Genomic DNA, 20,783 nt, shown 5'->3' with positions numbered 1-20,783 from the left:
CAGAATTCACCAACCGGCGCGGCCACCTATCGGCCATCAAAATTGACGCCGACCGGACTCCGTAATCGTCGCGCTACAGTCCGGACGCGGGCGCGCTCGTCGTCCTGCGCAAGCATGTCCTGCATCCAGTGCAGTGCCTGGACAACGCGCATGGCCGGCCGGCCTGCCCAATAGAGGCGGCTGGGTGCGGCGAACTTGAAATGAATTTCCTGCTTGCCGAGCTTGATCGGCTTCAGGCGTGCATCAACCAACACCTCGATGCGCGCGGGCACGGCGGTGGTGAGGCCGAGATCGTTGGCGGCGGTCATGCCGTCCACCACGGCGCGCGCCTGGTCGCGGCGGGTGACGGCGCGGATGACGGCGCGATAATCGGGCACGGCGGGGCGGCCAGTCAGCTCATTCTTGCGGGGCTGATCGTAGAGACCGCGGTCGATCCGACGCAGATCGCCTGCGGCGGCGAGGCGTTGCAGGGTCTTGTCGACTGCGGCGCGGCTGCCAAGGTCGGCAAAATCGCCGGGCGTCCAGACCTCGTTCGGGCTGGAGGCGATCCGGGCGAGCAGCCGGGAGCGAAGGTCGGTATCATGCGCTAAGGTCGTCATGTCCGAAATATGATACATTTTTCGGACAAAGGCAAGATCGTGTCCGAAAAGTGCTACATTCTTCGGACAAACAGGGCTTGCTTTGGTGTCCGAAGTTTGCCGCAAACTTCGGACACTCATGCCCCGGTCGCCTCCAGCGTCTGCTTCTGCTGGGACCGATCACGCCGTCCGGAGCGAGAACGCGATGGCGTCGCCCGCCCATCGAGCAGGTCGGCCATTTCGTCGGCCACCCGGTCAGCCGTCATCCTGAGCGCTTCGTCGATGTGGACATAGCGCTGTGTGACGCCCCTGGCGGAATGGCCGAGCAGCGCCGCGATCGTCAGCTCGGAGAAGCCGAGATCGCCCGCGAGGCTCGCAAAGGTGTGGCGCAACGTGTGCGGGGTGATGTCCGCCAGCCCGGCCTTCTGACAGACGCGATCGAGAACACGCACCACGCCGATGAAATGCCCTTCGCCCCAATCGGCCGGAAAGAAGAAGGGGGACTTGGTTTTGGGCTGATCGAGAAGCAGATCGATGGCGGCCTGGCCGATCACACGAATCTGCGCGCCGCTTTTGGTATCCGGAAAGCGGATGGCGCATTCCTCTTCGTCCAGCCAGGTGCGCTGCAGCCCGAGCGCTTCCATGCGCCGAAAGCCGGCCAGGAGGAGGAAGCGAATGGCGGCGAGCCCCGTCGGATGCTCGCCCTCCTCCGCGGCCGCCCGCAGCGTCTTGCCCAGCCGTTCGATCTCGCTCCGGCTGAGCCGGCGCTCGCGCGGTGCGCTGGCGAGCCTGCGCACACCCTTCGCGGGATTGGCTTCGATCTTCCCGAGGCGAACCGCATGCTCAAAAATGGAATGCAGCGTCGACATGGTCCTCGCGGCCACGCCTTCGCCGCCGGTGGTGGCGCCGCCGCGGCTGCCCGCGCGAGGCTTCGAGGTCTTGCCGGCCGCAATGTCCGCCTGCGCACCTTCGACATCGCCAAGCTTGAGGGATGCGACCTGGCGGCGACCGAGGAGCGGCTTGATGTGCGCCTCGATGCGGCTGCGGTCCATCGCCAGCGTGGACGGCTTGATCGGCCGCCGACGGCGGCCGAGGATCCGCCCGGCTTCCGCCTCGGCCAGATACCAGTCGCAGACTTCGGCGACGGTGAGCAGGCCCGCTGCCTTGGCTTCCTCGGCGACCGGATCGACACCCTTGGAAACCGCCACCAGCTTCTCATGGGCGAGCTTGCGAGCTTCTTCGACCGTCATCAGCCCATAGCGCCCGATGACGGCTCTCCGGTTCCTCCCTTCCGGGGTGCGATACTGGATGACGAAGCTCTTGAGACCCGACGGCATGACCTGCACGCCGAACCCGCGCAGCTCGCGATCCCACACGAAATGCTCCCGAACCTTGACCCCATCTCTGGAAGGTTTCGGAGCCTTGAGCGCGTCCACGATCCGCTTTGTGATCTTTTCCGTCGCCATATCAACACCTTGTCGAATTTTTGCTTAGAATCGCCCTACCATACCCTCTATCGAAGCCAATTCCAAGCATTTCGAAGCAAGTCGGCGGCTACCTCCCGGATAGGTTCGGCGGGACTGATGTCGATTAACATATTGATCTATAGCGTTAAATCGTGCCGCAGCGTGGAGCTGGATAGGGTGGCGTAAGCGCGTCGGGCACCTTGCCAAGGTTGGGGTCGAGGGTTCGAATCCCTTCGCCCGCTCCAGTTTCTCTAAGAAAATCAGCATCTTAGATGCACTTCCAAAATTTGGAAGTGCAGAGAAAATCCCCAGTTCACCACCAGTTCACCACCGCCGAGCGCCTACGGACAATCGGGGGGCGTTGAAGCGATGCGTGGAGGGGAACGCCTTCCCCTGCGTTTGAGCTCCTCTGCGCGAATCTCATGCGACCCCTTCCATGGGGTTATGCCCCCAGCCTGTGCAGAAATACTTGGCGCTCCGGCCGGAGACACGGCGCGCTTCTCTGCGGCTAGTGAAAATTGCGGGATTTCAGACGCAGGAGCGCGTCGGGGCGATCGAGCCCTGGCGGCGGCACTTCTTGCAGATGTTGCGAGGCGCCGAAATGCGTCCCTGTGTCCTGGCTATTGTTCCGGACGTTTGCGGTGCCGCGTTCGCCCAAAGTGCCAAGCATCGCCGTCAGATCGAACAGCCGCGCGCAGATCAGATGGATCACGTCGCCCTCGCGCTGGACCCGCCCCTGAATGCCGAGCATCGCTGATGTGAGCACGATGCGGCGCTGTTTCTCATAGAGGTCCGGCCAGACGACGAGATTGGCGATCCCGGTTTCATCTTCGATGGTGATGAAGGTGACGTTCTTCGCCGATCCGGGGCGCTGGCGGACCAGCACCAGCCCCGCGGTGCGCACCGGGCGGCCATCCCTGAGGGCATGGGCATCCGCGCAGGAGAGGAAACGCTCGCGCGTCAGATCGCCGCGCAGGAAGGCGAGCGGGTGACGGCGCAGCGTCAGCCCGACATGGCGATAATCCTCGACCACTTCCCGGCCTGCCGTCATCGCCTTTAGGCGCACCGCCTCTTCGGCAATCTCCGGTTCGGGGCGCTCCTCCTTTCGGCTCATTGCGGCAAACAGAGGAAGCGGTTCATCCCGGAGCGCCTTGATCGCCCACAGCGCCTCGCGGCGGGCGAGGCCAAAGGCCGGACGATAGGCGTCGGCTTCGGCGAGCTGGACCAGCGCGGACGCGGGAACGCCGGCGCGGCGCCACAGATCGTCGACATCGCGATAAGGCTGCTGTGCGCGGGCTGCGACAATCGCCGCGGCATGGGCGTTGGACAGCCCCGCAACGCGGTTGAAGCCGAGGCGAACGGCGAAGCGTCCATCCCGGCCCGGCTCCAGCGTACAGTCCCAGCGCGAGGCGTTGATGCAGACAGGCCGAACCCCGACGCCATGATCGCGAGCATCGCGCACGATCTGGGCCGGTGCATAGAAACCCATGGGCTGACTGTTCAGCAGCGCCGCGCAAAACACGTCGGGGTGCCAACATTTGAGCCAGGCGCTCGCATAGGCGATCAGCGCAAAGCTGGCCGCATGGCTTTCGGGGAAACCATAGCTGCCGAACCCTTCGAGCTGGCCGATGATCTTCTCGGCAAACTCTTCAGCATAGCCGCGCGCAATCATGCCGCGCATCAGCCGCTCGCGGAAATTGACGACGCCGCCCGTATGTTTGAACGTCGCCATGGCGCGGCGAAGCTGGTCGGCTTCGGCGGCGCTGAACCCCGCGCAGACCATCGCCACCTGCATCGCCTGCTCCTGAAACAGTGGCACGCCCAAGGTCTTGCCCAGCACTTTTTCCAGTTCGGGCGTCGGAAAATCGACCGCCTCATCGCCTGCGCGGCGGCGCAGATAGGGATGGACCATGTCGCCCTGGATCGGGCCGGGCCGCACGATCGCGACCTGGATGACGAGATCATAATAGGTGCGCGGTTTGATGCGCGGCAGCATCGCCATCTGCGCGCGGCTCTCGATCTGAAAGGTGCCGAGCGTGTCGGCCTTGCGGATCATCGCATAGGTGCGCGGATCTTCGGCCGGGACCGACGCGAGATCGAGGTCAATGCCCTTATGCTCGCGCAGGAGATCGAACCCCCGGCGCATGGCCGAGAGCATCCCCAGCGCCAGCACATCGACCTTCATCATCTTCAGCGCATCGACATCATCCTTGTCCCATTCGATGACCTGCCGGTCTTCCATCGCGGCGGGCTCGATCGGGACGAGTTCGTCCAGCCTGTCCTCGGTCAGCACGAAGCCGCCGGGATGCTGCGACAGGTGGCGCGGCGTGCCGATGAGCTGGCGGGCGAGATCGAGCGTGAGGCGCAGCCGCCGGTCATCGAGATTGAGGTTCAGCTCCTCGGCGTGCTTCGGCTCGGCCCCTTCGCTCGACCAGCCCCAGATCTGCGAGGATAAGAGCCCGATCATGTCTTCGGGCAGGCCCATCGCCTTACCGACGTCGCGCAATGCGCCCTTGGCGCGGTAGCGGATCACCGTCGAACAGAGCGCGGCGCGGTGGCGGCCATAGGTCTCATAGACCCACTGGATGACTTCTTCGCGCCGCTGATGCTCGAAATCGACATCGATGTCGGGCGGCTCGCGCCGCTCCTCGCTGACGAAGCGCTCGAACAGCAGGCTGTTGCGCGATGGGTCGATCGAGGTGATGCCCAGCACATAACAGACCGCGCTGTTCGCCGCCGAACCGCGCCCCTGGCACAGGATACCCAGCTTGCGCGCCTGCCGGACGATCGCATCGACCGTCAGAAAATAGGGCGCATAATCGAGGCTCTCGATCAGCGCCAGTTCGTGCCGCAGCGTCGCGGCGACCTCCTCGGGCAGGCCCTCGGGATAGCGCCCGCTCGCACCCGCCCAGGTCCGCTTCGCCAGCGTCGCCTGCGCGGTCAGGCCATCCTCGACCACTTCATGCGGATATTGATAGGCGAGTTCATCGAGGCTGAAGCGGCAGCGCGCGGCGAGTTCGACCGAGCGTGCCACCGCCTCGGGCCAGAGCCGAAACAGCCGGGCCATTTCTTCAGGTGGCTTGAGATAGCGATCGGCATGGCGGTTCTTCGCAAAGCCGGCATCGTCGATGGTGATGCCCTCGCGGATGCAGGTCATCACGTCTTGAAGCATCCGCCGGTCCGGCGCATGGAACAGCACGTCATTGGTCGCGACGGTCGGCACGCCGTCCTGCGCTGCAAGATTGGTAAGGTCATGCAGTCGCAGAAAATCGCGCGGGCGGCGGCGCAGGGTGAGCGCCAGATAGCAGCGGCCGGGAAAGAGGCCAGACAGCTTGCGCAGGCGCAGCGCCGTCATGTCATCGGCCGTGTCCGGCACCAGCATGGCGATCAGCCCTTCGCCCCAATCGGCAAGATCGTCCCAGTGCAGTTCGCACTTTGCCTTACCGGCACGGGCCTTGCCGACCGACAGCATCCGGCACAGCCGCGCATAGGCCGGCCGGTCGGTGGGATAGACCAAGAGGTCGGTGTCATCGGCGAGGATCAGGCGGCAACCGACGATGAGACGCACGCCGGTTTCCTTCGCGGCGATATGGGCGCGCACCATCCCCGCGAGGCTGTTCCGGTCGGTGATCGCCAGCGCCTCGAGCCCAAGCGCGGCGGCGGCGCCGAACAGCTCCTCGGCGCTGCTCGCGCCGCGTAGGAACGAGAAATGCGAGGCGCATTGCAGTTCGGCATAGCGCGTCATGCGAAAATGCCATGCAGATACCAGCGGTGGTCGCCGGTGTTCGGGTCTTCGCCGTCACCGCGGCGGAACAGCCAGAAGCGTTCGCCGGCATCATCCTCGACCTGAAAATAGTCGCGCACGGCGGACAGTTCGCCATCGCGCACCCACCATTCGCCGAAGATCCGCTCCGGGCCATCGGCGCGTTTGACGCGGCGGCGCACACCGCCCCAGGTGAAGCTGGCCGGCGGATGGTCGGGCAGCAGCGCCATGGCTTCAACCGGCGCGGGTGGGTCGAGCAGCCGCGCGGGGCGCGGCCAGTCTGCCGGCCACGCCGCGCCGGCGGGGCGCGCGAGCGGTGCGATCTCGCGGACGCTGCGCTCGGGCACTTCGCTCTGGGTCGGGGCGCAGCGATAAAGCCGGCCATGCGCCATCCGGTTGGCGAGCGTATCGACCAGCTCCGATAGATCGGGCGCTGCCGGCTCGATCAGGCTGGAGACTGTGCTGCGATAGTCGAGCGGCTCGGCCACGCTGGCGGTCAGCGTCATCAGTTCGATCCCGAAGCCCGGCGCCACGGTCTCGATCCGGTCGCACAAGAGCCGCGTCATGCGCCTGGCATCGCGCAGCGGCCTTGCCGTTCCGGCCCGAATCGCCTCGATGCGATTGTCGACGCGGGTGAACAGGAGGTCGAGCCGGCGCGCGCCCAGTCCCTTTGTCTCCAGCGCCTCGCACAGCTGGACCGCCAGCTTGCCGGTGTAGCGCGCCAGCGTTTCCGGCGCTGCGATCGGTTCCGCGAAGGCGCGCCGGACCCGGACCAGTTCCGGCGCCTCGACCAGGTCGCAGGGCTCGGCGGCCCGGCCATAGGCCTGATCGAGCCGGCGTCCGACATCGGGACCGAAGCGCAGCGTCAGCGGCGCGCGCGGCATGTCCGCAAGATCGCCGATAGTGACGACACCCAGACGGTGCAGCCCGTCGATCGTGCCGATGTCGAGGCGCAAGGCCATGATCGGCAGCGGCGCCAGCCTCGCTTCGAGATCGTGATCGTGGACGATGGTGGAGGCTGACGGTCCGAACCGCGCCAGTCCATGTGCTGCGCCATAAGTCGCGGCGACCGCGATACTGGCCATGATCCCGCTGTCCGCGAGACGCCGCGCCAGGTCCGCGATGAAGGCGTCCTCGCCGCCCAGCAGATGCGCCGCTCCGGTCATGTCGAGGCGAAGGCCATCGGGCGGATCGGCGGCGACGATCGGCGAATAGCGCCGCAGCGCCCAGACAGCGAGGCGTTCGAGCGCGGCGTCATCGCCTGCCGGATCGGCATCGCGCACGTCGAGCCCCGCCAGCAGCGCCTGGGCTTTGGCGACGGCCATGCCAGGCACAATGCCTTCAGCCCGCGCTGCCTTGTTCACCGCGCTGATCTGCCGCCTGGCCCCTTCGCGGCCGACCAGCGCCAGGGGCCGGTCAGGCGGCGGCGCCGATGCGCCGAGGCTGCGCAGGAGCCGATCGATCGGCCAGCCTGGCAGGTAAACCGAGACGGCCCGCGTCATCGCAGGCCTCCAGCTCGAAATCCGCGCAATCGCCGGCGCGCGCCCGGATCAGTTCGACCAGCCATCGCGCCCGCCCGATGCCGGGAACGGGCAGTGGTTCGGACGGGAGCGCGGTGACGCGCCAGCGCGTGACGCTGGCGGTCGGTTGCCCGAAATCCGCGGCCTCCGTCATGCGGCGCCAGCGCCGGATCGCCAGCGCGATCGTGCCGCTCTCCTCGGCGCAGAGCTGCAACCGGCGCGATGCGACCATGGGCAGACGCGCCAGTTCGCCGACCACTGCCGACAGCCCGCCGTGCCGCAGACCTTCCTCCATACAGGCCAGGACGGCCTTTTCGTCGCCGACTTCGGCGTAGATCACCCGATCGGGGTGAAGCCCGGCCTGCGCCAGCGAAGGGGCGAACAGATCGCGCCGCGTCACGCACCAGAGCACCTGGCCGCTGGTTCTGGCAGCAATGCCGGCGGCGAACAGCGCTGCGGCCGCGCCATGCACAGCGCCATTGGCGCCGCCGGCCACCTCGTGCAGCGCGCCCAGCGCCAAGCCCCCACCCGGAACTTTGGCGTCCACTGCGTCGATCCCGAACGGTAGCACGCCGCGCGCACGCTTCCCGCCCGATTCGATTCGGGCGATCTGGGCGCGGAGCGCGGAAATCTGGGGGTTTGCGGGCATGGGCGTCGAGTCGAGAACATGTGAGCGGGTCCAATGTTCTCTAATTGTTCTCGCGGCGCTGAAGAGTCAATGCGCGCGGGATCAGGCCGGCGGCTCGTATGGCGCCTTACCGGCCCTAAAGGCCTGCGCTGCTGTCTTCCTTCTGGCCCTTCGCGACGATGGTCAGCCGATCATCGGCAAGCGGCCGCTGGAGACCCGACACCTCGTCCCAGGGGGCGGCGAGCCATCGCTCCCAGTCTTCACTTCTGGTCAGGATGACCGGCATGGCCTTGGGATGGTAGCGCCCGACGACGGCATTGGCTTCGGTGGTCAGGAAAGCGAACAGGTCGCAGCTGATCTCGCCCTCGGCTTTTTTGCGCACGCAGGTCCAATGGGTCCAGATGCCGGCAAAGAAGGCGAGCGGTCGCTCCTCACCGAGCGCGAACCAGACCGGCTTGCGATTCCCGCCGGGAGCCTGATCCGGTTCGCTGAAGGATGTGAACGGAACCAGACAGCGCGACGGCGGAGCGAGCCAGCGGCGCCAGTGCGGGCTTTTGGTGTTGCGAACATTGGTGACGCCCTTGTCCACCGACTTGCCCTCGAGCGCGAAGGCCGGCGACGGCATTCCCCAGCGCGCCATGACCATCTCGCGGCCCTCGGCGCCCTCGCGCACGATCGGCGCGGGATAGTCGGGATAGATGCCTGCCATCTCCGGCAGATTGCCGGTGCGGTCGGTCATGACAGCGGCGAGTTCGCGAATCGCCGCCTGACCTTTGGTCAGGGCATAAAGGTTGCACATCGCAGGTCGTCATTGCGCCCCGGGATCGTGAACGCAATGATGGAGGGTGTCAGGCAGCAATGGGTGGGGAAGGCCTTCCCCTGCGTTTGCGCTTCGCTTCGCGACTCGCAAACGACCCCTGTCTAGCGGGGCTGCGCCCCGCAACGCCCCGCTGAGAGTGAGAGTGCGGCCGGGTGGCCGTGACGGGTGGAGTGCGGCGAGAGAGGCTCGCTGCTCGCCCGTCGCGGAGACATTGCGATGGCACAGGCACGCACAGGCCGGTCCGCCCAGGGACGGGCGAACCTCTACGAACAGATCACCAATCGGATCATCGCCGAACTGGAGGCCGGACGCGTCCCCTGGGTTCAGCCCTGGGGATCGGCAAAAGCTGGGGTCGGCTTGCCGTTCAACGCCGTCAGCGACCGCCGGTATAGCGGCATCAACGTCCTCACGCTCTGGAACGCCATCGTCTCGCGCGGCTTTACCTCCCATGCGTTCCTCACCTTCCGGCAAGCGCTTGCTTTGGGCGGTCATGTCCGGCGCGGCGAACAGGGTATCGGCGTCATCTATGCACGCCGCTTCATCCCCAGGGAGGAACGGCGCCGCGCCGATAGCGAAGGTCGCGATCCCTCCGGCGGCATCCCCTTCCTGAAATGGTTCACCGTCTTCTCGGTCGAGCAATGCGAAGGTCTGCCCGCGAAGATATGCGAACCTCCGCCGCCGATCCCCGAGGGGCTCATTCTCCCGCAGGCCCAGGCGCTGATCGACGCGACCGGCGCGGATTTCCGCATCGGCGGTCCCTCCGCCTTCTACTCGCCGGCCCACGACTATGTGCAGGTGCCGCGTCCCGACGATTTCCATGATCCGATCAACTGGCATCGCACGGCCTTCCATGAGCTGGGGCATTGGGTGGGCGGTACGTCCCGCCTGAACCGCGACCAGACCGGTGCCTTCGGTTCTGTCGCTTACGGCAAGGAAGAACTGGTCGCGGAGATGGCCGGGGCCTTCGTCTGCGCCGCGCTCGGTATCGCGCCCACCGTCCGCCACGCGGATTATATCGGCTCCTGGCTGGAGATCATCCGCGAGGACAATCGGGCCATCCTGCGCGCCGCCAGCGCCGCCTCGAAAGCAGCCGACTATCTGCTCGCCTTCCGCCCCGAAGCGGCCACCGCCGCCAATGACGACGAGGATCCTGACGATCCCGCCGCCGGCGCCCTCGACGGGAGGGTCGCGGCATGATCCTCCTCACACCGCAATTGCGCGATCAGCTTCGCGCCAACGACCGGGCCCGCAGTGAGGCGTTGCGCCGGGGCGAACCGACGCCCGATCCGGTGCCGGTGGTCCGCTTCTTCAATCCCGTCGGTGCGGCAACCTGGCTGGCGACGGAGCTGGACGAGGACGGGATTCTGTTCGGCATTGCCGACCTCGGCTTTGGCTGCCCCGAGATGGGCAGCTTTGCCCTCGCAGCACTGGAAGCGATTCGGCTTCCCTTCGGGCTCGGCATCGAACGCGACCTCCACTTCGAGGGCCGGCTTCCCCTGTCGGTCTATGCCGATGCGGCGCGGCGCACCGGATCGCTTATCGAGGCCGAGCGTCTCCTCCATCGGGCGGCGGCCACCTCGAAACCTTCACCCGTCTGAGAGGATGAAGGATTGGGCTGATCGCGGCTCAAGATTGCGATATGATCGCGTCTGCCAAGGAGGCGCCGATGCCCAGGAATCGCCAGATCTTCCATGACCCGAAGGACGAACTTCCGCCGGTGACCATCGAGATTCTCAAGGGCGATCTCATGCGCTTCACCCAGATCGATGCCGAGGGGCGCGCCAATGTCGTCACCCTGTCACCGCGCCATGGCGTGCAACGCGGGAGCTTCGGCGTGCCGCTGCCTCAGGCCGGCGACCTCAAAGCGGAAGCCTGAGCTGTTTGCGGTCAGCCGGCCGAACGTCAGGCAGCTTGTCGATGACAGGGGTTGTCGATGACAGGGGCCGGCTTCATCGCGCCCTGCCTGCGGCAGGCCGATAGAGGGAGAGGAAGGCCGGGGCCTTCGTGACGGGCTTGGAGCCGGGAGAGAGTCTCGCGGCGGCCCGTCATGGAGAAGTCCCATGGCCAAAGCGCCTCAGAAACTCGTTCTCAGCGGCTCGCGCGATATTCCCTTCAACTGTCTGCAACTGTCCCAGTCCAATGTCCGCCGCGTGAAGGCCGGCGTGTCGATCGGCGAACTGGCGGCCGACATTGCCCGCCGCACGCTGCTCCAGAGCCTCAATGTGCGGCCCATCCTCGATGCGGAAGGTCAGGAGACCGGCCGGTTCGAGGTGCCGGCCGGTGGCCGGCGGTTCCGGGCGCTCGAACTGCTGGTGAAGCAGAAGCGGCTCGCCAAGGATGCGCCGATCCCCTGTGTCGTCCGGCCCGCCCAGGATGCCGTCTCGGCCGAAGAGGACAGCTATGCCGAGAACACCCACCGCGAGGCACTGCATCCGCTCGACCAGTATCGCTCGATGAAGCTGCTCGCCGACGAAGGACAGGATGTCGAAGAGATCGCCGCCCGCTTCATGGTGACCCCGGCCGTGGTGCGCCAGCGCCTCAAGCTCGCCTCGGTCTCGCCAAAGCTGCACGAGATCTATGCCGAGGACGGCATGACGCTCGAACAGCTCATGGCCTTTTCGGTCTCCGACGATCATGACCGCCAGGAGCAGGTCTGGGAACTGCTGTCCCACAGCTACAACCGGTCGGCGGCCTATATCCGCAGCAAGCTGACCGAGGATACGGTCCGCGTTGCCGACAAGCGGGTGCGGTTCGTGACCGTCGACGCCTATGTCGCGGCGGGCGGTCATGTGATGCGCGACCTGTTCGAGGAGGACGACGGCGGCTGGCTGACCGATCCGGCGCTGCTCGACCGCCTCGTTACCGAGAAGCTCCAGGCCGAGGGCGAGAAGATCGGCGCCGAAGGCTGGAAGTGGATCGCGACGGCGGTGGATCTGCCCTGGGGCGTCACCAACGGCATGCGCGAGATCGATGGCGTGCCGGTGGCCCGCACGGCCGAGGAAGACGCCCGACTGGCCGCGCTGGAAGCCGAGGTCGAACAGATCGAGGCGGAATGGTCCGACGATCCCGATGTCCCCGAGGAGGTGCATGCGCGGATGGAGGCGATCGATGCCGAGATCGCGGTGCTGGTCGAGCGGCCGATGACGTTCGATGCGGACGAGATGGCGCGGGCCGGCACGTTCATATCGATTGAGGTCGATGGCTCGCTGTGCATCGAGCGCGGCTATGTCCGGCCCGAGGATGAACCGGTCGTCGAGGCAGAAGGCGATGCCGGGGCCGACGACGATGCGAGCGATCCGCATGGCGGTGAGGAAGGCGGAGCGGATGCACCTGCCGGTTCGACGGCGTCCAACGTCGTCCCGATCACCAGCGCGGGCGATGATGACGATTCCGATGAAGAGGTGGTCAAGCCCCTGTCGGATCGTCTGGTCGCCGAACTGACCGCCTGGCGCACGCTGGCCTTGCAGGATGCGCTGGCACAGTCGCCGTCCACCGCCTTCGCCGCGGTGCTGCATGCGTTCGTGCTCGACACTTTCTACATGGCGAGCCGGGAATCCTGCCTGCAGGTCACGCTCAACAAGGCGTCTTTCGGCTTTTCGCCCACGGGCCTTCGCGATAGCGCCCCGGCGCGAGCGATTGCCGAGCGGCACAAGCGCTGGGAAGACCGGCTGCCCGACGATGACAAGGCGCTGTGGGACATGCTTCTCCAGCTTGATGGCGCCGAGCAGGCCGCCTTGTTCGCGCATTGTGCCGCAATGGTGCTCAACGCGCAGCAGGAAGTGGTGCCCAAATATGACAATGGCCGGGTCTCGAAGCACAGCATCGAGCGGCGCATCGCCCACAGCCATGTGCTGGCGCGCGCGGTCGGGCTCGATCTGGTCGGCGCGGGCTGGCGGCCGACGGTCGCGGGCTATTTCCAGAGCGTGACCAAGCCGCGCATCCTCGCCGATGTGGCGGAGGCCAAAGGGCCGAAGTTCGCCGAGATGATCGACCATCTCAAGAAGGCCGACATGGCGAATGAGGCCGAGCGCCTGCTCGAAGATGCAGGCTGGCTGCCGGAACCGATGCGCACGCCTATCCTGCTGGACGAGCCCCAGGCCGAACCGGCACTGGACGCCGAGGCCAGCGAACTGCCGGCGTTCCTCGAAGAGGAGGAGACCGGAGACAAGGATGGCGACGCCTATGCGGCCGCCGCCTGATCATCGCGAGAAGGGGCGGTCCCGGCCGTCCCTTCCATCGCCTTCACCCTTCGAGCCCGGCGCATCGCGCCGGGCTTTCTCGTTTCAGGAGACCCGTCATGACGCATCCCGCGTCCCCACCGGCCATCGACATGGCCGCCATTCTTGCACGCATGGCCGAGCGCGATGCAGCCGCCGCAAAGCTCGTTCCCACCAACAAGGCCGCACTGTTCGCGCACCTCGCCTCGGCGGGCATCACGCTCGTCACCGTCACCTTCGATGGGTACGGCGATAGCGGCCAGATCGAGGACATCGCCTCCTTCCGAGGGGACGAGCCCGCCGATCTGCCCGCCGGCACAGTCGAGATACTCAAGTTGTCGCACGACACCGCAGAGCCGGTGACGAACAGGCTGTCGGTCAGCGAGGCGGTCGAGGAAATGGCCTATGATCTGCTCGGCCAGAAGCATTGTGGCTGGGAGAATAATGAAGGCGGCTATGGCGAGTTCAGCTTCCATGTCGCGGATCGCCGGATCGAACTCGACTATAATGAGCGGATCAGCACGTCCGAACATTATGGCCATCAGTGGTGAGGAGGCGATGATGGGACATTGCTATCACCACGCCCTGTCGTCGGTCCGCAAATGGGGCGGCGAGCCGGAAGACTATCTGCCGCTGCATCAGTGGTTCGACCAGTCCAAGGAGATCATCGCCGATTTTCGGCACCGGGCGCTGCGCCATCATGCTCAGGGCATATTCCAGCTCGAACGGACCTTCGGCGCGACCATCACTATATCGACCGGTCGCGCCGTCCCGGTCCGCCTGATCGGAGAGCAGCATGTGCGAGAGGATCTCGGATTCATTCCGGGCTTTGCCGATTGGGTGCGCTGTATCCGCCCCGAATCCTGGATGGGCCGGGCGCAGCCGATCCATCGCGAGGTCGACCCCTTCGCAGCAGTGAAGGAGTGAATGTGATGCTGCTCTACAGCTACCTTCACGTTCATGTCTGGGAAGCCGACACGGCCGTGGTGCGCGCCGCCGCCGGCATGATCCGGCGTTCCTCACGCCGCGATCCGGCCCTGCGCGACCAGCGCAAGTCTTTCTACCGGGATATCCTCAAGGCCCATCGCGACCATCAGGAACTGGTGACGGCCTGTCGGCTCTGACCCCGCAATCCTCTCTCAACCTTCGAAGCCCGGCCCGCGCGCCGGGCTTTTACATATCCGGAGACTATATCATGGCCGATTACCATAGCCCGACCGTCGTTCGGCCGAGCATTCCGGCGAGCGCCATCACCCGCCTCGAACTGGCGTTGCTCACCGCAATATTCGAGCATGAGCCGGACGGCGATGCGCTCTACTTCTATGCGAGCGAAGGGCCGTCGAGCACGATCTGGCTCGATATCGCCGATCTCAAGGACATGCTCGCCGACGAGCCCATGCCTTCCGGCCCCATCGTGGAGATGGTCCGCAAGGCCGTGGCCGAGGCGGAGCTGGACGAGGCTGAACTGGAACTGGATCTTTCCGATCTGGGCGAGGCCGCCATCCTGCAAGCCGTCGTCCGACGCTGCGAGCAACTGGACCATGTCACCATCACCTCGGCCTGGACCTGCACGAAGATGCGGCCCGATGGGTTCGGTGGCGGCATCACCGTGGTCACCGCCGAGCGGATCCTGTCGAGTTCAACCATCCAGATGGAGGGCGAACTGCTCGATCGCGCCGAATATGGCGATCTGGCCTGTGCGCCTGGTCATGGCCGTCATGCCATTCTGATGCTCGATGAAGCCGAAGTGCGGTCGGTGGTGACAGGCGTTCAGGAGGCTTATGCCGAGACGGATGTTGCCGTGGTGGATGTCGCGGACGCCCATGTTCGTCAGGGCTGCATCGAGGCCATCGGAGCGCTCAATCTCGACGAGCAGCTTCGGCAGATCGAATTCGGCGCCGCCATGGCAGCCATCCGGATCGCGCGCGCCGCCACCGCCTGACTCTTCCATTTTCCCATCCCACCCTCGAAAGCCCGGCCACGCGCCGGGCTTTCGCGTTTCAAGGAGACGTGAACATGTCCGCACAGTTGATCTACGACACCGCCCCGCTTGGCAGTCTCATCCGCTATTCCAACGGCGAGCCGCGCCCGCCCGAGCGCTTCACCCGCAAGCTCAGAGCGTGGAATGAGCAGAACGGCATCGGGCGATTGATCGAACGCACGCCGGAACAGATGCGCGCGACCTATCGGTCGCCCGCCAGCTTCTGCCTGCATCTGGGCAATTATGGCAGCCAGGGCATCGTCGCGATCGTGGTGCGCAGGCACTATTCTGTCGACAGCCCTCTGCACTTCGAAATCGCCGAGACACCGGCGGCCGGGATGGTCCGCGTGCTCTCCAGTTTCAACGGGCGCGATGAGCTGCGTTATCTCGCCCCGCATATGACGGCAGCCGAAGAATGGATGGCGCGCCATCGCTATTCCGACCTGCGCGCCGAGATCGTCGCCGATCCCGACCCGGTGATCCTGCCCTCGGATATCGGGAGGGCGGCATGAGCGCGATCGCCATCGACTATGGCACGACCGCAGATGGTCATCTGGCCGCGCGCATCGGTGACATGGGTTATATCGCCATTCCGGCGCGCGGCGGCTTCCGCCTCGCGTCGGGCTGGCGCCTGTCCCGGCCGATCTGTGAGTGGACCGAGAATGATGTCTTTGGCAGCGAAGGCATCGTTACCGATAACGCCGCCTTTCGCGCCCATGTCGAGGCGATCGCAGTCCATTTACGCCAGCGCGAGGCCCTGGCCCGCACGGAGACGCGTATGCCTGTCTCCACGCCCTGGGGCATGTCGCAGGGTGCGACCATCTATGCCGATGGCGTGGTCTTTCATTCCACCGCCTCGCATGGCGGTTTCAAACTCGATCGCGCCCGCAATGCCGGCCTTCATTCGGCCTTGCGGATCAAGGGCGGGTGGTATGAGGAAGACGCGGACTGGGCGCGGGTCGCCATCGGCTATCCCGATCTCTTCACCGATCGGGAGAAGAAACTGGCCGACAGGACGTTGCGGGATTGGGCGCCTGACGCCTGGGAATCCGTGCATGGCCGTCCGCTCTTGCCGGAAGAGTCCCTTACCCGTGATCGTCAGCGGTTCGAACGCGAGCACGCCGATGACTGGGTGGTGATCTCGGCCGTGCGATCGGACCGGCATCCCGAATATGTCGAGGCGATCGCCACGCCGGGCGGGCGACGGGATCACGCGGCGTCCCGCTGCTATCTGGTGCCGGCTGAGGAATATGCCGCCGGGCGCCACGGGTTCGTGATCGATCCCGAGCGGCATGTTCGGGCTCCGGCGAACTGACACAGGAGAACTCGCGTTTCCGCCCGCGAAACTGCGCTTGCTGACCCGGCGCAGGACCATCAAGAATTCGACGGTCCTGCGGACAGTTAAGTCGCCTATGCCGTGGAAGCGAAACCACGCCCGACACAACCTGCGATGGGGGTGCTGACGCGATTGCGCTGCACTATAATCACGCAATCAAATTACAGACGACGAAGGTCGGTCCCTACCGGTACAAGAAGGACACGCTGCGTTTCCCGCTCGAGGCGCCCATTCGCTTCGACATCAACCAGTTTGTTCTGGATGAACGTATTGCGAGCAAGTCAGAGCCTTCGCGCCGATGAGCGATGAACATAGCGACGTTTCGCTCCCCGCATGATAGGCTGACAGCCGGACGAGACGTCCGTCCCGGCAACCCGGAGAGGTCAATCTGCATGGCGCGGCTCATATATGCGTTAAACGTGTCGCTGGACGGCTATGTCGACCACATGAGGTTTGCCCCTGATGCCGTGCTGTTTCGTCATTTCATCGACGATGTACGCGGCCTCGCCGCAGCGGTTTACGGCGGCCGCATGTATGAAATCATGCGCTATTGGGATGAGGACGATCCCGAATGGGATGCGGACCGACAAGCCTATGCCTCGGCGTGGCGAAGCCTGCCCAAATGGGTCGTCTCGCGCACGCTGACATCCGTCGGTCCCAATGCCACCCTTATCGGCGATGATGTCGAAGCGGCGATCCGCGCCCTGAAAGACCGGCACGATGGCGACATCGAAGTCGCCGGGACGGAACTGGCGCACAGCCTCGGCGACCTCGGGCTGGTCGACCAATATCGACTCTACTTCCATCCTGTCGTGCTGGGCGGCGGCAAGCCGTTCTTCGCCGGTCCCCGGCCGCGGTTGCGGCTCGCGGCCAGCGACCGGATCGGCGAAGATATAATCCGGCTGACCTATATTCCCGCCTGATCGCGCTCGGACCTGGCGGGTGCGGAGCGGGTGCCGCGCGCCCGGGAATGCACAGCACAGTATCGCCATCGCGGTAGGTCGATGTCAGTCCAGGTGCTGTGCAAAGGCCGCGAGCTGGTCGATGGTCGTTCCCCAGCCTTCCTGAAATCCCATTTCCTCATGCTTGCGGCTATCGGCCGGGCTCTTGTGCAGCACTCGGGCTGAATAGCGCGTGCCCAATCCCTCAGGCTCGAACGTGATGATCGCGGTCAACGCCAACCAGGGTTCGATCGGCTGCCAGCCTTCGGCGAGCGCGGTGGTCCACACCAGCCGCCGTTCCGGCGCCACGTCGAGAAAACAGGCATCGAGATGCGGCGTGAAGTCGCCATCGCCTTCGCGCATCAGCGTTTCGAAGCCGCCGCCGGGGCGCAGATCAAGCTTGACCACCTTGCATTCGATGGGAGCGGGTATCCACCATTTCGCCAGATGCTCAGGCAAGCTCCACGCCTTCCAGACCTTGACCGGCGGGGCGCCGATGAGGCGCGAGATCGTCAGTTCGGATTTTTCAGTCGTCATGTTCGTCTCCCGCCATCTGTGTTTCGACATAATGGGCCAGGCGCGACGCCGCCGTGCAGTTCGCGCGCAAAGTCATCGAGACCCGCGGCCAGGTGAGCGACACCGATTTCGAGGCCGTCATCGCCGCAGGCTACACCCACGCGAACGTGATGGAGATCGTCGCTCTGGTTGCGATGTATTCCCTGACGAACTTCTTCAACAACGTCTTCGATCCTGAGAAGGACTTTCCGGCGGTCGCACCCGCCGGCACGATCTGATCGGATCGGTCCCGCTGCCCCGAAGGTTCGAGGCGCGCAGTTGAGAACTAAAGCCCGGACACGCCGAGAGCATCGCTCGATGCGTGGCCGGGCTTCACCCATCAGTGATCGTTGCCGTCAGCGGGGCGAGCCGATCAGGGCAAGGCTCTCCGAACCCTGTCGGGATGGCCGAAACGCTTGATAATCTCGAACAGTCGTTCGCATGATTGGGTCAGGTTCTTCGCATGCGCGGTGGCAATGCCAAGGAGAAGGCCGGATTGTGCCTGCTGCTCGGAGGAGTACCAGCTCGACAATGCGACAGGGGACATGCCAAACGGCGCGGCCTCGCGTGCGATAGCGACGTCCGACACGCCCGCTTCCAGTTTCAGCAGCATGGCCAGGCCGACTGTCGCCAGCCTCTCCTTATCCACGAAGGTTTCAAGACAGCCCTGCAGAGCGTCCCGCCTGGCGGCGTAGGCCCGCTTGGTGCGCCGCAGATGGCGCATATAGTGCCCCTCGTGCATGAAGTCCGCCATCGCAAGCTGGGTTGCAGGACCGGGTGCCGGAGCGAGACAGGCCGCCACCTCCGCAAAGCGCGCGGCAAGCGCGACAGGCGCAACCAGAAAGCCAAGTCGCAAAGTGGGGCTGACCGTCTTGCTGAACGATCCGATGTGGATCACCCGGCCGTTCCGATCGAGTGATGCCAGCGCGGGCGCGGCGCCGCCCGACAGGCGCAGTTCGCTCAGATAATCATCCTCGATGATCCACCCCTTGGTCGCCTGCGCCCATTCAAGCAGGCGAAGACGTCGTTCGAGCGAGAGCGTCACCCCCAGCGGCGCCTGCTGGCCGGGAGTCACCAGCGCCAACCGGGCGTGAGGATAGCGCTGCATGGCGTGATCGACGTCGATCCCATCAGCATCGACCGGGATCGGGGCGAGCGTCATCCCTGCGAGTTCCAGCCCCTTGCGCGACCACAGGAAGCCCGGCTCTTCGACCCATGCCGTCTGACCATGCACCTGCAATGCGGCGAGCGTCAGGCCCAGCCCTGCGCTGAAGCCGCCGGTGATGATGACCTGAGAGGGCTGGCAGGATATGCCGCGTGCGACCGCCAGATAGCCGGCGATTTCACGCCGCAGTTCAATTTCGCCGCGCGGGTCGGGATAAAGTGGTGGGGCGCTCGCCTCAGCACGGATCGCATGGGTGCGGATGCGGGCGAAGAGGGTCGCCGGGAAATTGTCCGCGGCCGGAACCCCCATCTGGAAGAGCGCCGGCCCCTGCGTCATCTCCAGATAGGCACTCATGAACGAGTCCGCTGCAGGCGGCGGCTCAACCTTTGCCGTGGTGCGCGGCCGTCGCGCCACGCGCGTGCCGGCGGCCCGCGAGGCCTCGACCAGCTGGGAGGCTGCTAGCTTTTCATAGGCGGTCTTCACGGTCCCGCGCGCAACGCCGAGCTGCACACTGAGATCCTGCCATGACGGCAGGCGCGCACCGGGTTCCAGCACGCCGTCTTCGATGGCCGTTGCCACACCTCTGCGAATTTGCTCGGCCAGCGGGATCTTCGCCGCGCGGTCCAGCTTCAGCTCCAATGGCTTGCTCATGGGTATGAGGTACACGATTTATCGGCATTCTTGGTTCTTTTTTGTGGACTGGATGCATGCCACCTTCGAGGCCTGAAAGGAGATGCTCATGAAGATCCTGGCCCGGATTGGCGCGTGCGCCGCACTTGCGATGGCCGGTCCTGTCGCGGCGCATGACGCCCAGGCGGAAACCGTCGTGCCGGCTTTCGAGCAGGCGATCCCGAACATTCCCGGCAAATCGCTTATCGCCGTGGAAGTCGACTATGCCCCCGGCGCGGCGTCGCCGCCGCATACCCATGCAAAGTCGGCGTTCATCTTCGCCTACGTCCTCTCCGGCGAGATAGAATCGAAAGTGAATGACGGCGAGACGCGCATCTACAAGGCCGGGGAAAGCTGGTCCGAAGATCCCGGCGCGACCCATTCTGTCAGCCGCAATGCGAGTCAGACCGAGCCCGCAAAACTGCTGGCGGTGTTTGTAGTCGATACCGACGACAAGGCGCTCACCACGCCGATCCAATAAGATCGAGGCGCTGCAAGATGACCAAACGGATCGACTATAATCAGGTCGCGCCCAATGCGGCCAAGGCACTTGGCGGCGTCTATGGCTATGTCGCGCAATGCGGCTTGCCTGCGGAGCTTGTGGACCTCGTCTACCTTCGTGTCTCGCAGATCAACAACTGCGCTTATTGCCTCGACATGCACACGCGCGACCTGATCAATAGGGGCGTGCAGGTCGAGAAGATCGCGCTCGTGCAGGCGTGGGAGGAAGGCGGCAGCCTGTTCACACCCACTGAACGCGCTGCACTCGCCTGGGCAGAATCCGTGACGCGCGTCGCCCAAACCGGCGTCCCGGACAACAGCTATGAAGCAGCCCGTGCGGTGTTCGACGAGAAGCAGCTAGTCGATCTCACGACCGCGATCAGTCTGATGAACGCTTATAATCGCATGGCGGTCAGCTTCCGGAACACCCCGCAGGCCGTGGTCGCGAACAACAAGGACAAAAGCGCCTGAGTCTCAGGCGACAACATCTCGACAGCCGGAAGGCGGGCGATCTCGAATGGTTCGCTGACATTGAAAAGGAACCCTTCGACGATGAGGCTGGCCTGAGAACGGCGGTGGAAAACTAGACCACGGTAGCGGCGGGATTGTCCGGCTGCGGGCGGCGTAAAAGTCGTCCACTTTT

Annotated in this window: 22 protein-coding genes; 14 read left to right on the top strand and 8 right to left on the bottom strand. The window is 65.2% G+C overall.

Features of this window, described 5'->3' with window-relative positions:
- Positions 1-26: 26 nt before the first annotated feature.
- The 6 genes from CV103_RS21150 to CV103_RS21125 form a co-directional block, all read right to left on the bottom strand.
- Positions 27-704, bottom strand: coding sequence for a DUF6088 family protein (locus CV103_RS21150; RefSeq protein ID WP_211314442.1), 678 nt, complete (start codon positions 702-704; stop codon positions 27-29).
- Between the two features lie 11 nt (positions 705-715).
- On the bottom strand, positions 716-2,044 hold the full coding sequence (locus tag CV103_RS21145) for a tyrosine-type recombinase/integrase (protein WP_107396120.1): 1,329 nt from the start codon (positions 2,042-2,044) through the stop codon (positions 716-718).
- Between the two features lie 508 nt (positions 2,045-2,552).
- Positions 2,553-5,789, bottom strand: a complete 3,237-nt coding sequence (locus CV103_RS21140; protein ID WP_107396119.1) for an error-prone DNA polymerase — start codon at positions 5,787-5,789, stop codon at positions 2,553-2,555.
- Positions 5,786-7,309 (bottom strand): Y-family DNA polymerase, encoded by a 1,524-nt coding sequence (locus CV103_RS21135; protein ID WP_107396118.1) that lies wholly within the window; start codon positions 7,307-7,309, stop codon positions 5,786-5,788. The genes CV103_RS21140 and CV103_RS21135 overlap by 4 nt, the downstream gene beginning before the upstream one ends.
- Entirely contained in the window at positions 7,224-7,976 is a 753-nt protein-coding gene (locus tag CV103_RS21130; RefSeq protein ID WP_107396117.1) for an ImuA family protein, read from the bottom strand. Before CV103_RS21130 ends, CV103_RS21135 begins: the two co-directional genes overlap by 86 nt.
- Positions 7,977-8,091: 115 nt before the next feature.
- Positions 8,092-8,754: an SOS response-associated peptidase gene (locus CV103_RS21125; protein WP_107396116.1), complete on the bottom strand. Its 663-nt coding sequence runs from the start codon at positions 8,752-8,754 to the stop codon at positions 8,092-8,094.
- 237 nt (positions 8,755-8,991) lie between these two features.
- Here CV103_RS21125 and CV103_RS21120 point away from each other — a divergent pair, with 237 nt between their 5' ends.
- The 11 genes from CV103_RS21120 (at position 8,992) to CV103_RS21070 (ending at position 17,232) form a co-directional block, all read left to right on the top strand.
- Positions 8,992-9,972, top strand: a complete 981-nt coding sequence (locus tag CV103_RS21120) for an ArdC family protein (RefSeq protein ID WP_107396115.1) — start codon at positions 8,992-8,994, stop codon at positions 9,970-9,972.
- Complete coding sequence (locus tag CV103_RS21115) at positions 9,969-10,373, top strand: DUF2958 domain-containing protein (RefSeq protein WP_107396114.1); 405 nt, start codon at positions 9,969-9,971, stop codon at positions 10,371-10,373. The genes CV103_RS21120 and CV103_RS21115 overlap by 4 nt, the downstream gene beginning before the upstream one ends.
- A gap of 68 nt (positions 10,374-10,441) precedes the next feature.
- Positions 10,442-10,651, top strand: coding sequence for a hypothetical protein (locus CV103_RS21110; RefSeq protein WP_146163466.1), 210 nt, complete (start codon positions 10,442-10,444; stop codon positions 10,649-10,651).
- 184 nt (positions 10,652-10,835) lie between these two features.
- On the top strand, positions 10,836-12,974 hold the full coding sequence (locus CV103_RS21105; protein WP_107396112.1) for a ParB/RepB/Spo0J family partition protein: 2,139 nt from the start codon (positions 10,836-10,838) through the stop codon (positions 12,972-12,974).
- Between the two features lie 98 nt (positions 12,975-13,072).
- On the top strand, positions 13,073-13,543 hold the full coding sequence (locus tag CV103_RS21100) for a DUF6878 family protein (RefSeq protein WP_107396111.1): 471 nt from the start codon (positions 13,073-13,075) through the stop codon (positions 13,541-13,543).
- Between the two features lie 10 nt (positions 13,544-13,553).
- Positions 13,554-13,919 (top strand): DUF6915 family protein, encoded by a 366-nt coding sequence (locus CV103_RS21095; protein WP_107396123.1) that lies wholly within the window; start codon positions 13,554-13,556, stop codon positions 13,917-13,919.
- A gap of 5 nt (positions 13,920-13,924) precedes the next feature.
- Positions 13,925-14,116, top strand: coding sequence for a hypothetical protein (locus CV103_RS21090; protein ID WP_107396122.1), 192 nt, complete (start codon positions 13,925-13,927; stop codon positions 14,114-14,116).
- Between the two features lie 71 nt (positions 14,117-14,187).
- Complete coding sequence (locus tag CV103_RS21085) at positions 14,188-14,934, top strand: hypothetical protein (RefSeq protein ID WP_107396110.1); 747 nt, start codon at positions 14,188-14,190, stop codon at positions 14,932-14,934.
- Positions 14,935-15,008: 74 nt separating this feature from the next.
- Positions 15,009-15,485: a hypothetical protein gene (locus tag CV103_RS21080; protein WP_107396109.1), complete on the top strand. Its 477-nt coding sequence runs from the start codon at positions 15,009-15,011 to the stop codon at positions 15,483-15,485.
- Positions 15,389-16,288, top strand: a complete 900-nt coding sequence (locus tag CV103_RS21075) for a DUF7007 domain-containing protein (RefSeq protein WP_342749185.1) — start codon at positions 15,389-15,391, stop codon at positions 16,286-16,288. Before CV103_RS21080 ends, CV103_RS21075 begins: the two co-directional genes overlap by 97 nt.
- A 413-nt stretch (positions 16,289-16,701) precedes the next feature.
- The gene (locus CV103_RS21070; RefSeq protein ID WP_107396107.1) at positions 16,702-17,232 is read left to right on the top strand and encodes a dihydrofolate reductase family protein; all 531 of its coding nucleotides are present in this window, start codon (positions 16,702-16,704) and stop codon (positions 17,230-17,232) included.
- Between the two features lie 84 nt (positions 17,233-17,316).
- On the opposite strand, the gene CV103_RS21065 is transcribed toward CV103_RS21070, so the two are convergent.
- Positions 17,317-17,787, bottom strand: coding sequence for an SRPBCC family protein (locus tag CV103_RS21065; RefSeq protein ID WP_107396106.1), 471 nt, complete (start codon positions 17,785-17,787; stop codon positions 17,317-17,319).
- 53 nt (positions 17,788-17,840) lie between these two features.
- Here CV103_RS21065 and CV103_RS21060 point away from each other — a divergent pair, with 53 nt between their 5' ends.
- On the top strand, positions 17,841-18,044 hold the full coding sequence (locus tag CV103_RS21060; RefSeq protein ID WP_245896994.1) for a carboxymuconolactone decarboxylase family protein: 204 nt from the start codon (positions 17,841-17,843) through the stop codon (positions 18,042-18,044).
- A gap of 134 nt (positions 18,045-18,178) precedes the next feature.
- Here CV103_RS21060 and pdxR read toward each other — a convergent pair whose 3' ends face one another.
- Positions 18,179-19,609, bottom strand: a complete 1,431-nt coding sequence (gene pdxR, locus CV103_RS21055) for a MocR-like pyridoxine biosynthesis transcription factor PdxR (protein WP_245896993.1) — start codon at positions 19,607-19,609, stop codon at positions 18,179-18,181.
- A gap of 100 nt (positions 19,610-19,709) precedes the next feature.
- Here pdxR and CV103_RS21050 point away from each other — a divergent pair, with 100 nt between their 5' ends.
- The gene (locus tag CV103_RS21050; RefSeq protein ID WP_107396121.1) at positions 19,710-20,120 is read left to right on the top strand and encodes a cupin domain-containing protein; all 411 of its coding nucleotides are present in this window, start codon (positions 19,710-19,712) and stop codon (positions 20,118-20,120) included.
- Between the two features lie 17 nt (positions 20,121-20,137).
- Positions 20,138-20,611: a carboxymuconolactone decarboxylase family protein gene (locus CV103_RS21045; RefSeq protein ID WP_107396104.1), complete on the top strand. Its 474-nt coding sequence runs from the start codon at positions 20,138-20,140 to the stop codon at positions 20,609-20,611.
- Positions 20,612-20,783: the final 172 nt, after the last annotated feature.

The sequence above is a fragment of the Edaphosphingomonas fennica genome (genome assembly GCF_003034225.1).
GTDB classification, from domain to species: domain Bacteria; phylum Pseudomonadota; class Alphaproteobacteria; order Sphingomonadales; family Sphingomonadaceae; genus Sphingomonas_E; species Sphingomonas_E fennica.
Note: the sequence above shows the minus strand (reverse complement) of the source record. Positions and strands in the feature narration are given on the sequence as shown.

Bases quoted from the DNA above. Each gene is read 5' to 3' on its own strand.
- CV103_RS21100 (WP_107396111.1), top strand. From the start codon at position 13,073: ATGACGCATCCCGCGTCCCCACCGGCCATCGACATGGCCGCCATTCTT.
- CV103_RS21095 (WP_107396123.1), top strand. From the start codon at position 13,554: ATGGGACATTGCTATCACCACGCCCTGTCGTCGGTCCGCAAATGGGGC.
- CV103_RS21130 (WP_107396117.1), bottom strand. From the start codon at position 7,976: ATGCCCGCAAACCCCCAGATTTCCGCGCTCCGCGCCCAGATCGCCCGA.
- CV103_RS21085 (WP_107396110.1), top strand. From the start codon at position 14,188: ATGGCCGATTACCATAGCCCGACCGTCGTTCGGCCGAGCATTCCGGCG.
- CV103_RS21050 (WP_107396121.1), top strand. From the start codon at position 19,710: ATGAAGATCCTGGCCCGGATTGGCGCGTGCGCCGCACTTGCGATGGCC.
- CV103_RS21065 (WP_107396106.1), bottom strand. From the start codon at position 17,787: ATGACGACTGAAAAATCCGAACTGACGATCTCGCGCCTCATCGGCGCC.
- CV103_RS21105 (WP_107396112.1), top strand. From the start codon at position 10,836: ATGGCCAAAGCGCCTCAGAAACTCGTTCTCAGCGGCTCGCGCGATATT.
- CV103_RS21080 (WP_107396109.1), top strand. From the start codon at position 15,009: ATGTCCGCACAGTTGATCTACGACACCGCCCCGCTTGGCAGTCTCATC.
- CV103_RS21120 (WP_107396115.1), top strand. From the start codon at position 8,992: ATGGCACAGGCACGCACAGGCCGGTCCGCCCAGGGACGGGCGAACCTC.
- CV103_RS21125 (WP_107396116.1), bottom strand. From the start codon at position 8,754: ATGTGCAACCTTTATGCCCTGACCAAAGGTCAGGCGGCGATTCGCGAA.
- CV103_RS21115 (WP_107396114.1), top strand. From the start codon at position 9,969: ATGATCCTCCTCACACCGCAATTGCGCGATCAGCTTCGCGCCAACGAC.
- CV103_RS21140 (WP_107396119.1), bottom strand. From the start codon at position 5,789: ATGACGCGCTATGCCGAACTGCAATGCGCCTCGCATTTCTCGTTCCTA.
- CV103_RS21075 (WP_342749185.1), top strand. From the start codon at position 15,389: ATGGATGGCGCGCCATCGCTATTCCGACCTGCGCGCCGAGATCGTCGC.
- CV103_RS21090 (WP_107396122.1), top strand. From the start codon at position 13,925: ATGCTGCTCTACAGCTACCTTCACGTTCATGTCTGGGAAGCCGACACG.
- CV103_RS21045 (WP_107396104.1), top strand. From the start codon at position 20,138: ATGACCAAACGGATCGACTATAATCAGGTCGCGCCCAATGCGGCCAAG.
- CV103_RS21135 (WP_107396118.1), bottom strand. From the start codon at position 7,309: ATGACGCGGGCCGTCTCGGTTTACCTGCCAGGCTGGCCGATCGATCGG.
- CV103_RS21070 (WP_107396107.1), top strand. From the start codon at position 16,702: ATGGCGCGGCTCATATATGCGTTAAACGTGTCGCTGGACGGCTATGTC.
- CV103_RS21145 (WP_107396120.1), bottom strand. From the start codon at position 2,044: ATGGCGACGGAAAAGATCACAAAGCGGATCGTGGACGCGCTCAAGGCT.
- CV103_RS21110 (WP_146163466.1), top strand. From the start codon at position 10,442: ATGCCCAGGAATCGCCAGATCTTCCATGACCCGAAGGACGAACTTCCG.